Below are 13928 nucleotides of genomic sequence, written 5' to 3'. Positions count from 1 at the left end.
TTTATACTTTTCAAAAAAAAAAGCCTCCAGAATGTTAGGAGGCTTTTTAGTCGATCCTTTATTTTACAATGTGAATTGGGCTTCCCATTGCCACTTCTGCAGCTTCCATTGTGATTTCTCCCAACGTTGGATGCGCATGGATAGTCATTGCGATATCTTCCGCTGTCATTCCAGCTTCGATTGCAAGACCAAGTTCAGCGATCATGTCAGATGCGCTGGAACCGGCAATTTGAGCACCAATGATTAATCCATCTTCTTTACGAGTTACTAGCTTCAAGAAACCATCTGTTGCATTCAATGCCAATGCACGGCCGTTCGCAGCAAATGGGAACTTGGCAGCTGTTACTTCGATTCCTTCTTCTTTTGCTTGAGTCTCAGTGTATCCTACAGATGCAAGTTCTGGCTCTGAGAATACTACTGCTGGAATACCTAAGTAGTCGATTTCAGCAGGTTCACCAGCAATTGCTTCTGCAGCGATCTTACCTTCGTAAGAAGCTTTATGTGCAAGAGGCGGTCCATCCACGATGTCACCAATCGCATAGATGTTTGAAACGCTAGTGCGGCACTGCTTGTCGATTTTGACAACGCCGCGGTCTGTCATTTCTACACCAACCTGCTCAAGGCCAAGCTCATCTGTGTTCGGACGACGTCCTACAGTAACCAATACATAATCAGCGTCGATTGTTTGCTCTTCGCCTTTTACTTCAATTGAAACTTTCACGCCATCTTCTGTTTCTTCTACACCTTTAGCCATTGCTTTTGTGAAGATTTCTACGTTGCCTTTTTTCTTCAGGTTACGTTTTACAAGTGAGCTCATTTGCTTTTCAAATCCAGCCAAGATCTCATCTGCTGCTTCCACAATGACAACTTCTGTTCCAAAGTTTGCATAAGCTGTACCTAGCTCAGTACCGATGTAACCTCCGCCGATAACAACTAGTTTCTTTGGAATTTCTTTAAGTGCCAATGCACCTGTAGAGTCAAGAACACGTTTAGAGTACTTGAAAGTCGGGATTTCGATTGGGCGAGAACCTGTTGCAATGATACAGTTATTGAACTTGTAAGTTTGCGCAGAGTTATCATCCATGATACGAACTGTGTTACCGTCTACGAAGTATGCTTCACCAGAAACGATATCTACTTTATTCCCCTTTAGTAGACCTTCTACTCCGCCAGTCAATTTCTTCACAACTCCAGCTTTCCATTCTTGAACTTTTGAGAAATCAACTGTTACGTTCTCAGCTTTGATTCCCATGTCTTCAGAATGTTGAGCTGTTTCAAAGCGGTGACCTGCAGAAATTAACGCTTTAGAAGGGATACATCCAACATTTAGACATACTCCACCAAGTGTGTTCTTTTCTACGATTGTTACTTTTTGTCCCAGTTGAGCCGCGCGGATTGCAGCAACATATCCGCCAGGGCCCGAACCGATGACAAGCGTATCTACATCAATTGCGAAATCTCCTACTACCATTTATTAACCCTCCATTAACAATAATTGTGGATCGTTCAATAGACGCTTGATATGGTTAAGCGCATTTTGAGCAGTAGCGCCATCAATCATACGATGGTCAAAGCTTAGTGATAATGCAAGAACTGGAGCCACTACAATTTCTCCGTCTTTCACTACAGGTTTTTCTGCGATACGACCAATACCTAGAATCGCAACCTCAGGATGGTTAATAACCGGTGTGAACCATTGTCCACCAGCAGATCCGATGTTTGTGATTGTGCAAGATGCACCTTTCATCTCATCAGAAGCCAATTTACCGTCACGCGCTTTTCCAGCAAGTTCGTTGATCTCGTTGGATATGGAGAAGATAGACTTTCTATCCGCATCTTTCACAACAGGAACCAATAAGCCTTTTTCTGTATCAGCAGCGATTCCAATGTTGTAATAATGCTTGTGAACAATCTCATCTGTTGCATCATCTAGAGATGTATTAAGTACAGGGTACTCGCGTAACGCAGATGTAAGTGCTTTAACTACGTATGGTAAGAATGTTAACTTAATACCTTTGTCTGCTGCAACTGATTTGAATTTCTTGCGGTGAGCAACAAGCTCTGTCACATCGATCTCATCCATCAATGTTACGTGAGGTGCAGTGTGTTTAGAGTTAACCATCGCTTTTGCGATTGCACGACGCATACCACTCATTTTCTCACGAGTCTCAGGGTATTGACCAGCAGGAATTGCTTGTTTTTCTTGTTTTGCTTCCGCTTTTGTTTCTTCTTTAGCAGCAGGAACCGCTTCAGTCGTAGTTTCTTCAGCTTTAGCGCCGCCTCCGCTTAAGAATGCGTCAATATCGCTCTTTAGTACACGTCCGTTATCGCCAGAACCAGCTACTTGACGGATTTCAACGCCTTTTTCACGTGCATATTTGCGTACAGAAGGCATTGCGATAACACGTTTGTTAGGATCTACTTCTACTTGCTCCTGAGCGCCTGCGCCTGTTTCCGCTTTTGGCTCTTCTTTAGGTGCTTCTTCTTTTTTCACATCTTGACCAGCTTCAGCTGTCGCTTGAACTTGTCCTTCTGTTTTTTCATCAGATGTCGTTTCAGCCTTTTCGTCATCGCTGCCGTGGTCATCACCTTTGAACTTAAGGTCTTCATAACCTGGAGCGTCAAGTGTGATGATAGTTTGTCCTACAGTAGCAACTGTACCTTCATCCACTTTCAATTCCGTAACTTTCCCTTTTACGGGAGATGGAATCTCTACGACTGCTTTATCATTTTGTACTTCACAAAGTACATCATCTTCTTCGATTTCGTCACCTGGTTTTACGAACCACTTTACGATTTCACCTTCATGGATACCTTCACCGATATCTGGCAGTTTAAATTCGAATGACACAGTTTTCAACCTCCTATGATAGATAGCTTTATCAGGAATCTGTTAACTTCTGTAGATTTCCGTTCCAGGTGTTCGCTTTCCGCGGGACGATGCTTGAGCCTCCTCACTTCGTTGCGGGGTCTCAACCTACCGTTCTCCCCCGCAGGACAAGGAAGGCTTCGGAAGCGATTCGTCGCACGAAGAAAATGCGTTAGCATTTTCGAGGAGTCTCACACCTTGCACTCCAATCTACAGAGATATTACTAAAACGAGATACCCTTCTTCTGCATACTTTGTATAAATTGGAGAGCCCACTCTTTGCAAGGCTAAGAATGGACTTCTCGTGATTTAAATCGGACCTTGCCGATTTTATATATATTAAATTAGAAGTTAAGAACTTTTTTAGCTGTTTCCAATACATCTTTGTGATTTGGCAACCATACGCTCTCAGCTTGAGAGAATGGGAATACCGTATCAGGAGCAGCTACACGCAATACTGGAGCTTCTAGGCTAAGGATCGCACGGTCGTTAATTTCCGCTACGATGCTTGCACCGATACCAGCTTGTTTTTGTGCTTCTTGAACCACAATGGCACGTCCTGTCTTTTCAACAGATGCAATGATTGTGTCGATGTCCAATGGGCTGATTGTACGGATATCAATCACTTCAGCAGAAACGCCGTCCTTTTCAAGCTGGTCAGCAGCTTTTAAGCACTCATGAACCATTGCTCCATAAGTGATCATTGTGATGTCGGAACCTTCACGTTTAACGTCTGCTTTACCGATTTCGATTGTGTACTCTTCTTCCGGTACCTCTTGACGGAAAGAACGATATAATTTCATGTGCTCCAAGAATACAACTGGGTCGTTATCACGGATTGCAGAAATTAAAAGACCTTTCGCATCATATGGAGTTGCAGGAATAACCACTTTAAGACCTGGTTGTTGTGCCATAAGTCCTTCTAAGCTGTCTGCATGAAGTTCAGGTGTGTGAACTCCTCCACCGAATGGAGAGCGGATAGTAACTGGTGCAGTCCAGCGTCCACCTGTACGGTAACGCATACGTGCAAGCTGTCCACTAACAGAGTCCATTACTTCATAAACGAAACCGAAGAATTGGATTTCCATTACAGGACGGAAGCCAGTAACACCGAAGCCGACAGCAAGTCCACCGATTCCTGATTCTGCAAGTGGCGTGTCAAACACGCGGTCTTCTCCGAATTCAGCTTGAAGGCCTTCAGTTGCACGGAAAACCCCACCGTTTTGACCAACGTCTTCACCGAAAAGCAAGACGTTTTCGTCATTTTTCAATTCTGTGCGTAACGCATCAGTGATTGCTTGAATCATAGTCATTTGCGCCATGGCTTACTTCGACTCCTTCTCTTTGTAGATTTCATTTTGCTCTTTTAGGTTATGAGGAAGCTCTTCGTACATGAAAGAGATTAAGTCTGTGACTTTCTGTTTAGGTTGGTCATCCGCTTTCTTGATAGCAACCTTGATATCTTCTTTCGCTTCTTCGATTACTTTGTTCTCTTCGTCCTCGCTCCAGATCCCTTTGTTTTCAAGGAATTTACGGAAGCGTACCAATGGATCTTTCTTTTCCCACTCATCATCTAGTTCAGAAGTACGGTAACGAGTTGGGTCATCCCCAGCCATTGTATGTGGACCATAACGGTACGTTAACGTTTCAATCAATGTTGGCCCTTCTCCATTAACTGCGCGCTCACGTGCATCACGAGTTGCCGCGTAAACAGCAAGTGCATCCATTCCGTCGACCTGGATACCAGGAATACCTGCAGCTACAGCTTTCTGTGCAATCGTGCCCGCTGCAGATTGCTTTTCAACAGGTGTGGAAATAGCAAAACGGTTGTTTTGCACAACAAAGATTGCTGGTGCTTGATATGCTCCTGCGAAGTTCAAACCTTCATAGAAGTCACCCTGGGATGCTCCACCGTCTCCTGTGTATGTAATCGCAACAGTCTTTTTCCCTTTTTTCTTCAGTCCAAGTGCAACACCTGCAGTTTGGATGATTTGTGCACCGATGATGATTTGAGGAGGTAACAGGTTAACGCCCTCTGGCATCTGGTTTCCGTGGAAGTGTCCACGTGAGAATAAGAATGCTTGATATAAAGGAAGACCATGCCAGATCATTTGTGGCACATCACGGTATCCTGGTAATATGAAGTCATCGCTTTCCAATGCAAATTGAGAAGCCAGTTGAGATGCTTCCTGACCTGCTGTCGGAGCGTAGAATCCTAAGCGTCCTTGTCTGTTCAAACTGATAGAACGTTGATCAAGCACGCGAGTATATACCATACGACGCATTAATTCTTTTAATTGGTCATCACTTAGCTCAGGCATTGCAGCTTCATTTACTACTTCGCCTTCTTCATTCAAGATTTGGAACGTTTGGAATTGTTCTTCCACTTTTGCTTTCTGCTGCTTTGGATCAAATTTAGCATTTTTAGTTTTTGCAGCCATCTACGTCACCTCTTCCTTTCTATTAAGAGAACTATTTAATACATCATTACATACAAAGATAGGTTACCCAAAAACATGTTTTAAAAGACATTTTTCTGTTTGTGATGCAAAAACGTATCTTTCCTCTTCTTTAACTTGCCAGTAATTTTCCTACCAAGCAAAAAATATCCTGTATTAATGTTTCCAAGAAAAATATTAATACAACTTTTAACCAAGGTCAAGTTTACAACAACCTCAATAATCCCGTCAATCTCTTTGCTTACATTCAGTTTTTACAACCCAATAAATGTAAAATATATTTTTATAAAGAGCATCTGTACTAATACAATTAGAACATCTGTATTATATTCCTAACCCCTCTACCCGCACCATATTATCTTTTAATAATAAATTGACACTATATATTCCTTTCCCACTATCATTCAAACTTAATCATTGAAAGGGAAATGACTATTCTGGCATATGAATATTAGTACATTTTGCCCTTGTTGTTATAAAACAATTTTCGCCAAAAAGTATTTTTCACGAACAAAACAAAAACCCACAGAAGCATTGACGCCCCATGGGTTACTCTGGTAAGGATCCTGTTAATTATTATAGGTTACATCCAAACCTGCTTTTTTATAAAATTCAAGTTTGGCTTCATTATATTGCACAGTATAATCATTGAAAGAATCATTTGCTTCATTGATCTTATCGTATTTTTCATTTAGATTATTGATTTGCATTTGCAGTTCTTCCAATGTAAGGTCTTCTGTCTGAAAAAGCTCATACATGTCCTTTTCAATTACCATCGATTCCTTATAGTGATTCCATAACGTCATATAAGCTTCATAACGTTGCTCCATAAGTTGATATAAGGACTGAGCCTCTTTTTTAAGCTCTTCGTCCTCCAACGACTCCATGGAAGCCTTCACTTCTTCAAATTGTTCACGTGCTGCCTCAATACTCTTTTTCTCTTCTTCCATTGCGGCTTCTTTTTCCTCTACCAACCCAAGTCCTTCTTGTGAAAGCTTGACAATCTGATCAAATTCTTTCATCCCAAGGCTTAAGATCTCTTCATAAATGGCAGATTCTTTTTTTTCCAATTCCAATAAAGGTTCCTGTTGTTCTTCAAAGCTTGCCTCTAGCTCCACTACCTTTTCCAATGTCTCAAAGATCTCCTGCTCTGGAGATTCCCCGTTCGAACATCCTGATAATAGTAGTGAAAAAGCAAGAGCACCAGAACATATACTACTTTTCCACAAACGCAATTTAAATCCCCCTTACATTTCTTCTCTTTAACTATAAATTTTATTGCTAATTTTGACAATATTAAATTGATATAGAATAAAATAACCTTTGAACATCTGAATTATTTTATCTACACCTATGCTTTTGATAAAATATATCATGATTTATATTAGTTACCATATATACTGATGTATAGAGTATAGTATATGTATTAAAGATAGGAGTGAAGTCATGCTTACAACCAATGATATTATAAAAGAAGGACACCCTACATTACGGTCTGTAGCGAGTGATGTCGCACTTCCCCCTTCACAGGAAGATGCAGCTATCCTTGCAAAAATGATGGAGTATCTTCAAAATAGCCAAAATCCAGAAGTTTCCTTGCAGCATAACTTACGACCAGGAGTGGGATTGGCAGCACCGCAAATCAATGTGGCAAAAAAAATGATTGCTGTTCATATCACAGATGAATCAGGGAAATTACATAGCTATGCACTCTTCAACCCAAGAATCATCAGCCACTCAGTAGAAAGAAGCTACCTGACTACTGGAGAAGGGTGCCTTTCAGTGGAAAGGGACGTTCCAGGACTTGTACCTAGATATGCAAGAGTCACGGTGAAAGCAACCAATTTGCAGGGGGAAGAGTTGAAACTGCGTCTCAAAGGCTTGGTTGCCATCGTATTTCAACACGAAATTGATCATTTGCATGGAGTCATGTTCTATGATCATATAGACAAGGAGAATCCATTCCAGCCACCTGAGGGTGCTTTGCCTATTGAAAGGTGAAAGCAAAAATGAAAGCCTGATCTGTTTAGATCAGGCTTTTATTTAGTATTTTGCAGATCGCAGTGGATTTCCCTTCAAGGCGTTTTAACACCTTCTCTTTTAGCCTGCACTTCATTACTATGATTTAACTGACTTGTTTAAAAGCCCCACAAGCTCAAGGCCGTGCATAATTCCATCTTCCCCTACATCCTTCGTAACATGGTTGGCCACTTTCAGTAACTCTGGATGGGCATTCCCCATCGCAACACCCGTACCGACGTAGTCAATCATTTCCACATCATTCAAGCCATCCCCAAAGGCGAATACATTTTCCTTTTTAAAAGGAAGCCTCTCTAGCATCCTTTGGATACCGATTGCCTTTGAGCCACCTCTAGGCAAGATATCGGTGGAATATTGGTGCCACCTGATAAAGTGAAAGTCATTATAGGAATCCACGTAGCTTTGTTGGTCCGTATCTTCAATAAATAATAATGCTTGGTAGATTTCCGTTTCATCAAGGAAAGAAGGTCCAAATTCCGGATGTGTAAACTTCAAGCTTTCCATACTTTTATGGACGAAAGGATGGTCTTCTACATTTGCCTTCATTTTCTCATGGTTTAAATAAACAAGGGGATGAGCCAATTTGTCCGCATTAATTCGCAGCTCATGCATTTTTTCAATATTAAGTGGGTTTTTGTATATGACTTCCCCTTCAAAGACAACATACTGCCCGTTAAAGCTTACAAATGTTTGGATATCCAACTCTTTACGTAAATCCTCGAACATAAAAGGGGCCCTTCCTGTAGCAATCGCTACATACACGCCACTTTCCTTTAACCCTTTAATAGCCCTCTTTGTTGATTCAGGCAATTCCTTTTGATGATCCAGTAGTGTACCGTCTATATCGAAGAATACTATTTTATCGTTTCTTTCCATCTTAACCACCTTACTCTTTTTAAACTGCAATCTTTTTAGCCACTTTATGTTTACTTGCTTTTGTTTTGTACGAAGACAAATATACACCACTGAAGATAAGAATCAAACCGAAAAGCATATGAGGCGTTATTTTCTCTCCCAATAACAGACTACCCCATATCATGGCAGTGATCGGGACTAAATATGTCACCAAAGAAGCAAATTCAGCACTCCCTTCTTTTACCATGTAATAATAGAGAAGGTAGGCAAAGCCTGATCCAAACACACCCAATCCTATTAAGGAAAGGATGATATCTGTGCTGCCCACTGCCATAAATCCAGATGGTTGGATAATAGCCATCATCAGCCCTGAAATCACACCTGCCATAGCAAGAGTGCTAAAAGATATCACAGTTATAGGGATGTTTTGCAGATATCTTCTACTGAGATGTGCGCCAAATCCATAACATATGGTCGCCCCTAGCATCGTTCCTACACCTAAGAGATTATCGTGAAATAGCTGGAACAAATTCAATTCCAGGAGAACCAAGATTCCAAAAAAGCCAACACCAACACCGATCCATTGCATTTTTTTCATTTGGCTTCCAAAGATAGTAAATCCGATTAAAATGGTCCATATCGGTGTAGTCGCGTTAACAACAGATGCCAGGCTGCTGCTGATCGTCGTTTCGCTAACAGCTATCAGTGCCCATGGCAGTGCATTATTTAGTAGCGCAATGAAAAGTATAGGGATCAACGGGAGCTTCCTTAACGTATTTAGTTTTCGCTGGACTATTAACATTACTAACAGCGTCCCTGCTCCAAAGGCACATCTCCAGAAAACGACACCCCAAACCCCAAGGTCCACAACAAGTAATTTAATAAATAAAAAAGACATTCCCCATATCAAACTTAGTGTAAATAATGCCAAATACAGACGCTTCATCTAGTTTCCCACCTTGTATTCTTAGGGTATCGAAATAATACATGAAGAAAGCGTTTTCTGTCAATGAAAAATTCACGCTTCTACTTCGATTCTCACCTGCCCCAAACGACTTATTCCCAACAAAGCATTTATATGTTAATCTGATAGTAACCATACTTGATTCTACGTACATTGTTCAGAAGTGAAAAGCCATTCCTTATGTACTGAAATTTCGTATATTTACCAGCAACAATTTTATCTGTTTGACACATATTAACTAGTAACAAACAGATCGTACCTTGAGTACAAGGAGTGAATGCTTATGTTAAGGAGACTGAGAAAGAAAATACTGCGTAGAATGAACAATATTCTCAAGCGAAAAACGATTGCTTAGTCCATTCCGTTGATGAGTCCTTCTACTTTGAAGGGCTCTTACATATTTTATCGACGATTAAATTTTACAAAGAAAACATTGGTAACTATAATAGGAATAAGCTTTCGAGAAGTTACTACATAAACACCACTGCTTTTAAATTTATTTTCAATTGGAGAAGATAGAAAAAGCCTCTTTTTAGAAAAACATGAAATCTTCTTTAATATCGTATATAATATAGGTTAATAATGGCTTTTTAGCCAATGACCGGCTATATAGAGATTTCTAGGAAGCATTATTTAGTGACGCGTTGTCTTTTTGTAAGGAGAAGAGCATTGTAGCTTGACACAAGATTGTGGGTCGACGGACACTTCCGCGCCCTTCCCTTACATTAAATAACTATATATACCATTGTCCACTGCTATACAAGAGTTGTGGATTGATGGGCAGAAACTTTTATAAGGAGAGATAGGAATGTTATTTAAAGTGTATTACCAGGAAGACGTTGCAGAAGCACCAGTTAGAGAAAAAACGGAGTCTCTTTATGTAGAAGCTTCTGCAGTCTTTGAAGTCCGCAGGAAACTGAAGGACAAGCCGTATAACATTGAATTCATCCAGGCTGTATCCGGAGACTTCTATGAGTATGAAAAGCAATCTGAAAACTTTAAAGTATTGGAGATCTGATAGACAATGAAATTTGTAAAAAACAATCAAGCAGCGGTATTCGCTTTAGGCGGGCTGGGTGAGATCGGGAAAAACACCTATGCCGTCCAGTTCCAGGATGAGATCATCCTGATTGATGCTGGAATCAAGTTTCCTGAAGACGAATTACTTGGAATCGACTATGTTATACCTGACTATACGTATCTTGTGAAAAACCAAGAAAAAATCAAAGGACTCTTCGTCACTCACGGACACGAAGACCATATTGGGGGCATCCCTTACCTTCTTCGTGAAGTGGACATTCCCGTCTACGGCGGAAAGCTCGCTCTTGGCCTGATCAAAAACAAGCTAGAAGAGCATGGATTGCTACGCAAAGCAAAATTAATTGAAATTCAGGAAGATGATATTATCAAGTTCCGTAAAACTTCGGTAACATTCTTCCGCACTACCCACAGTATCCCGGATTCTTACGGGGTTGTTGTCAAAACACCTCAAGGGAATATTGTTCACACCGGAGACTTCAAGTTTGACTTCACTCCAGTAGGGGAGCCAGCAAACTTGACTAAAATGGCTGAAATCGGAAAAGAAGGCGTCCTATGCCTATTATCTGACAGCACAAACAGTGAAATTCCTGACTTTACCATGTCAGAACGCCGTGTTGGCGAAAGCATCCAAGACATCTTCCGCAAAGTTGATGGCCGTGTGATCTTCGCTACATTCGCATCCAACATCCACCGTCTACAACAAGTGGTAGAAGCAGCTGTAGCACACGGTAGAAAAGTTGCAGTATTTGGACGAAGCATGGAAGCTGCCATCAATATCGGTCAAGAACTTGGCTATATCCAAGCACCTAAAGATACATTTATTGAAACAAACCAGATTAATCGTATGCCGGCCAACAAAGTCACTATCCTTTGTACTGGTAGCCAAGGAGAGCCTATGGCTGCACTATCCAGGATCGCCAACGGTACTCATCGTCAAATTCAAATCATACCTGGAGACACGGTAGTATTTTCTTCTTCCCCTATCCCAGGAAACACATTAAGTGTAAACCGTACGATCAACATGTTGTTCCGCGCAGGCGCTGATGTAATCCACGGTTCATTGAGCGACATCCATACTTCTGGTCATGGTGGTCAACAAGAGCAAAAGCTCATGCTTCGCTTGATAAAACCTAAATACTTCATGCCGATACACGGTGAATACCGCATGCAGATTACACACAAGCAACTTGCTATTGACTGTGGCGTACCTGAAGAAAATTGTTTTATCATGGATAACGGTGAAGTGCTTGCACTTGGTGAAGACGAAGCGTCAGTAGCAGGAAAGATACCATCCGGCAATGTGTACATTGATGGAAATGGTATTGGAGACATCGGAAACATCGTCTTACGTGACCGCCGCATCCTTTCTGAAGAAGGACTTGTAGTTGTGGTTGTAAGTATTAACATGAAAGACTTCCGCATCGCTTCTGGCCCGGACATCATCTCACGTGGCTTCGTTTACATGAGAGAATCTGGTGACCTGATCAATGACGCACAGTCCCTGATTTCTAAACATCTTAATAAAATCATGGAGCGCCGCACCACACAGTGGTCCGAAATCAAGAATGAAATTACAGATACTCTGGCTCCGTTCTTATATGAGAAAACAAAGCGTCGTCCAATGATCCTTCCTATTATCATGGAAGTTTGATGGTGACATACTGAAACGCCCCCGATTTTTCGTCGGGGGCGTTTTTTCTATGGATATTGATTGATTTATCGGTGAAGCTGATGGTAACTGTATCAAATTGTAGAATACGTCGGACACTTAAGGATAATTTATCATTTTATATCCTTTGATTGCTACATTCAGGAGGAGTATTGTGACTTTTCCCGCCTTGATTGTGACTATTTTTCAAGTTATTGTGACATTTTCACTCATCATTGTGATATTTCGGATTCCGATAGATTACTGTCGTACACCAGACAGCCATCATCATGCACTTTCATCCCATCTAACAAACAGACCAAAAAACCAGCAAAGGCCTCCCCTTGCTGGTCCATATAAAAATTAAAAATCCCTCATCATTCTTCCACAACATTCTTCTCAAAACGCGTAATATCTGTATCTGCCCCGATGACAATCAAGATATCACCCTGCCTGATCGCATCTGTCGCCTGAGGAGAGACGATGATATCCTTCCCTCGCTTAATGGCAACAATATTGATGCCATATTTTGCGCGAATGTCTAGATCAATCAACGTATTCCCATCAAGACGTCGACTAGCAACAATTTCCACAATACTATGCTCATCAGATAGCTCCAGATAATCTAATACGTTATTGGACACTATATTATGGGCTATACGCCTTCCCATATCCCTTTCAGGATGGACAACTTGGTCGGCTCCAATACGACTCAATACTTTTTCATGATAGTCATTGGTTGCCTTGACCGTTATATGTTTAACGCCAAGTTCCTTTAAGATCAAGGTCGTCAGAATACTTGCTTGGATATTGTCGCCAATGGCAACGATTACATGATCAAAATTACGGATACCGATACTTTTTAGTACAGCCTCATCCGTTGTATCACCAACCACTGCATGTGAGGCAATATTTGCGAACTGGTTCACTTTTTCTTCATCATTATCAATCGCAAGAACTTCTACTCCCTCGTCACTTAATGCCTGTACCATACTTCCCCCAAAACGCCCTAGGCCTATTACGGCAAATTCTTTTTTCTTCAACGGTTCTTCCCCCATTTATAAAGGTTATGTATAAATACTATTGTATCATAATCTTATTTTTCCTATGTTAAAAATGTATTTTTCTAATTATTTTTATGGATACAGTTGTACAGTTGTAATAAAAAGTGTAAAATTACACATATATTATAAAAAGGAGCACTTTCCCTAAATGATGAATCATACAGAAGCAATATCCTTGATATCAAGTAAAATAAAGCTCATTCGTACGGAATTTGATTATACTCAAGATAAAATGGCGGAAATATTGGGGATCTCCAAGAAAACGTTGGTCCAGATCGAAAAAGGAAGGAGCCAAGCAGGCTGGACCGTTTGTGCAGCCACCTGCGCCCTGTTTAGGGAGAGTCAAGTATTAGCCTCTGTACTCGGTGCTGACCCATTAGAAGTCCTAGAAACAATCGCTCACGAGAAGATTGATGCCCCTAAGGATAAGACATTGGGAGGAAAAGTCTGGTGGAAAGAGATAAAAATGCAGGGCTCTTTCCGTCTTCAGCAAAATGTCATCAGTCAGCACTATCGAATTTTGGATGAGATGGATTTCCGCTGGTACAGCTCTTTTGAAAAAGCGGATGCGTTACAAAGGCTGAAAGAGCTATCAAAACCAAAGAGGGGAGATTAAGTAAATGGATGTCAATATTGTCGTTCTGATCACTGTACTATGTCCCATTTTTCTGGTTGCTTGCTATATAACAGAAAAGCTTGAGTATCATTGACTAAACTATGTATAGCGCCGACTCTGGTTAAAGTTTAAATCTCATTTAAACTCCACATTTATTACATATACTTCCATAATCAAAAGAGTCCTTGTGGGAATATATGGATGTCCGTTAATTTGAAGTGATTTATTGAATAATTGGAGAGGTTTATTGCATACTTTGACCACTTTATTGAATAAATCCACCCGTTTTTTGAATAATCCATATTAGAGCTAATTTGGCGGCCAACATTATTAAGCACCTTCCTAGAGGTACACAATACACAAAAAGACATC

12 protein-coding genes are annotated in these 13928 nt (G+C 40.8%); 4 read left to right on the top strand and 8 right to left on the bottom strand.

Going from position 1 to position 13928, the window contains the following annotated elements:
• Positions 1 to 58 precede the first annotated feature (58 nt).
• From lpdA to EKQ44_RS02255, 5 genes are all read right to left on the bottom strand, one after another.
• A complete protein-coding gene (lpdA, locus tag EKQ44_RS02275) occupies positions 59 to 1471 on the bottom strand; it encodes a dihydrolipoyl dehydrogenase (RefSeq protein WP_237661897.1) in 1413 nt (470 codons plus the stop codon).
• A 3-nt stretch (positions 1472 to 1474) separates the two neighbouring features.
• Positions 1475 to 2851, bottom strand: coding sequence for a dihydrolipoamide acetyltransferase family protein (locus tag EKQ44_RS02270; RefSeq protein WP_237661896.1), 1377 nt, complete (start codon positions 2849 to 2851; stop codon positions 1475 to 1477).
• 362 nt (positions 2852 to 3213) lie between these two features.
• Positions 3214 to 4191 (bottom strand): alpha-ketoacid dehydrogenase subunit beta, encoded by a 978-nt coding sequence (locus EKQ44_RS02265; protein ID WP_237661895.1) that lies wholly within the window; start codon positions 4189 to 4191, stop codon positions 3214 to 3216.
• A 3-nt stretch (positions 4192 to 4194) separates the two neighbouring features.
• Complete coding sequence (gene pdhA, locus EKQ44_RS02260; RefSeq protein WP_237661894.1) at positions 4195 to 5310, bottom strand: pyruvate dehydrogenase (acetyl-transferring) E1 component subunit alpha; 1116 nt, start codon at positions 5308 to 5310, stop codon at positions 4195 to 4197.
• Between the two features lie 587 nt (positions 5311 to 5897).
• Entirely contained in the window at positions 5898 to 6563 is a 666-nt protein-coding gene (locus EKQ44_RS02255; protein ID WP_237661893.1) for a YkyA family protein, read from the bottom strand.
• Positions 6564 to 6774: 211 nt separating this feature from the next.
• On the opposite strand from EKQ44_RS02255, the gene def reads away from it, so the two are divergent.
• Positions 6775 to 7329, top strand: coding sequence for a peptide deformylase (gene def / locus EKQ44_RS02250; protein WP_237661892.1), 555 nt, complete (start codon positions 6775 to 6777; stop codon positions 7327 to 7329).
• A 117-nt stretch (positions 7330 to 7446) separates the two neighbouring features.
• On the opposite strand, the gene EKQ44_RS02245 is transcribed toward def, so the two are convergent.
• Both EKQ44_RS02245 and EKQ44_RS02240 read right to left on the bottom strand, forming a co-directional pair.
• A complete protein-coding gene (locus EKQ44_RS02245) occupies positions 7447 to 8244 on the bottom strand; it encodes a Cof-type HAD-IIB family hydrolase (protein ID WP_237661891.1) in 798 nt (265 codons plus the stop codon).
• A 19-nt stretch (positions 8245 to 8263) separates the two neighbouring features.
• Positions 8264 to 9169: a DMT family transporter gene (locus EKQ44_RS02240; RefSeq protein WP_237661890.1), complete on the bottom strand. Its 906-nt coding sequence runs from the start codon at positions 9167 to 9169 to the stop codon at positions 8264 to 8266.
• 826 nt (positions 9170 to 9995) lie between these two features.
• Between EKQ44_RS02240 and EKQ44_RS02235 the strand changes: the two genes are divergently transcribed.
• Positions 9996 to 10205 (top strand): DNA-dependent RNA polymerase subunit epsilon, encoded by a 210-nt coding sequence (locus EKQ44_RS02235; protein WP_237661889.1) that lies wholly within the window; start codon positions 9996 to 9998, stop codon positions 10203 to 10205.
• Between the two features lie 6 nt (positions 10206 to 10211).
• A complete protein-coding gene (gene rnjA / locus EKQ44_RS02230) occupies positions 10212 to 11879 on the top strand; it encodes a ribonuclease J1 (RefSeq protein WP_237661888.1) in 1668 nt (555 codons plus the stop codon).
• A gap of 374 nt (positions 11880 to 12253) precedes the next feature.
• Here the strand turns inward: rnjA and EKQ44_RS02225 are convergent, their stop codons facing one another.
• Positions 12254 to 12934, bottom strand: a complete 681-nt coding sequence (locus EKQ44_RS02225; protein ID WP_237661887.1) for a potassium channel family protein — start codon at positions 12932 to 12934, stop codon at positions 12254 to 12256.
• Positions 12935 to 13091: 157 nt separating this feature from the next.
• Between EKQ44_RS02225 and EKQ44_RS02220 the strand changes: the two genes are divergently transcribed.
• Positions 13092 to 13556, top strand: coding sequence for a helix-turn-helix transcriptional regulator (locus EKQ44_RS02220; protein ID WP_237662540.1), 465 nt, complete (start codon positions 13092 to 13094; stop codon positions 13554 to 13556).
• Positions 13557 to 13928: the final 372 nt, after the last annotated feature.

It is taken from the genome of Sutcliffiella horikoshii (assembly GCF_021991925.1).
GTDB classification, from domain to species: Bacteria; Bacillota; Bacilli; order Bacillales; family Bacillaceae_I; genus Sutcliffiella_A; species Sutcliffiella_A horikoshii_F.
Note: the sequence above shows the minus strand (reverse complement) of the source record. Positions and strands in the feature narration are given on the sequence as shown.

Bases quoted from the DNA above. Each gene is read 5' to 3' on its own strand.
- EKQ44_RS02225 (WP_237661887.1), bottom strand. From the start codon at position 12,934: ATGGGGGAAGAACCGTTGAAGAAAAAAGAATTTGCCGTAATAGGCCTA.
- lpdA (WP_237661897.1), bottom strand. From the start codon at position 1,471: ATGGTAGTAGGAGATTTCGCAATTGATGTAGATACGCTTGTCATCGGT.
- def (WP_237661892.1), top strand. From the start codon at position 6,775: ATGCTTACAACCAATGATATTATAAAAGAAGGACACCCTACATTACGG.
- EKQ44_RS02265 (WP_237661895.1), bottom strand. From the start codon at position 4,191: ATGGCGCAAATGACTATGATTCAAGCAATCACTGATGCGTTACGCACA.
- EKQ44_RS02240 (WP_237661890.1), bottom strand. From the start codon at position 9,169: ATGAAGCGTCTGTATTTGGCATTATTTACACTAAGTTTGATATGGGGA.
- EKQ44_RS02235 (WP_237661889.1), top strand. From the start codon at position 9,996: ATGTTATTTAAAGTGTATTACCAGGAAGACGTTGCAGAAGCACCAGTT.
- EKQ44_RS02220 (WP_237662540.1), top strand. From the start codon at position 13,092: ATGAATCATACAGAAGCAATATCCTTGATATCAAGTAAAATAAAGCTC.
- rnjA (WP_237661888.1), top strand. From the start codon at position 10,212: ATGAAATTTGTAAAAAACAATCAAGCAGCGGTATTCGCTTTAGGCGGG.
- pdhA (WP_237661894.1), bottom strand. From the start codon at position 5,310: ATGGCTGCAAAAACTAAAAATGCTAAATTTGATCCAAAGCAGCAGAAA.
- EKQ44_RS02245 (WP_237661891.1), bottom strand. From the start codon at position 8,244: ATGGAAAGAAACGATAAAATAGTATTCTTCGATATAGACGGTACACTA.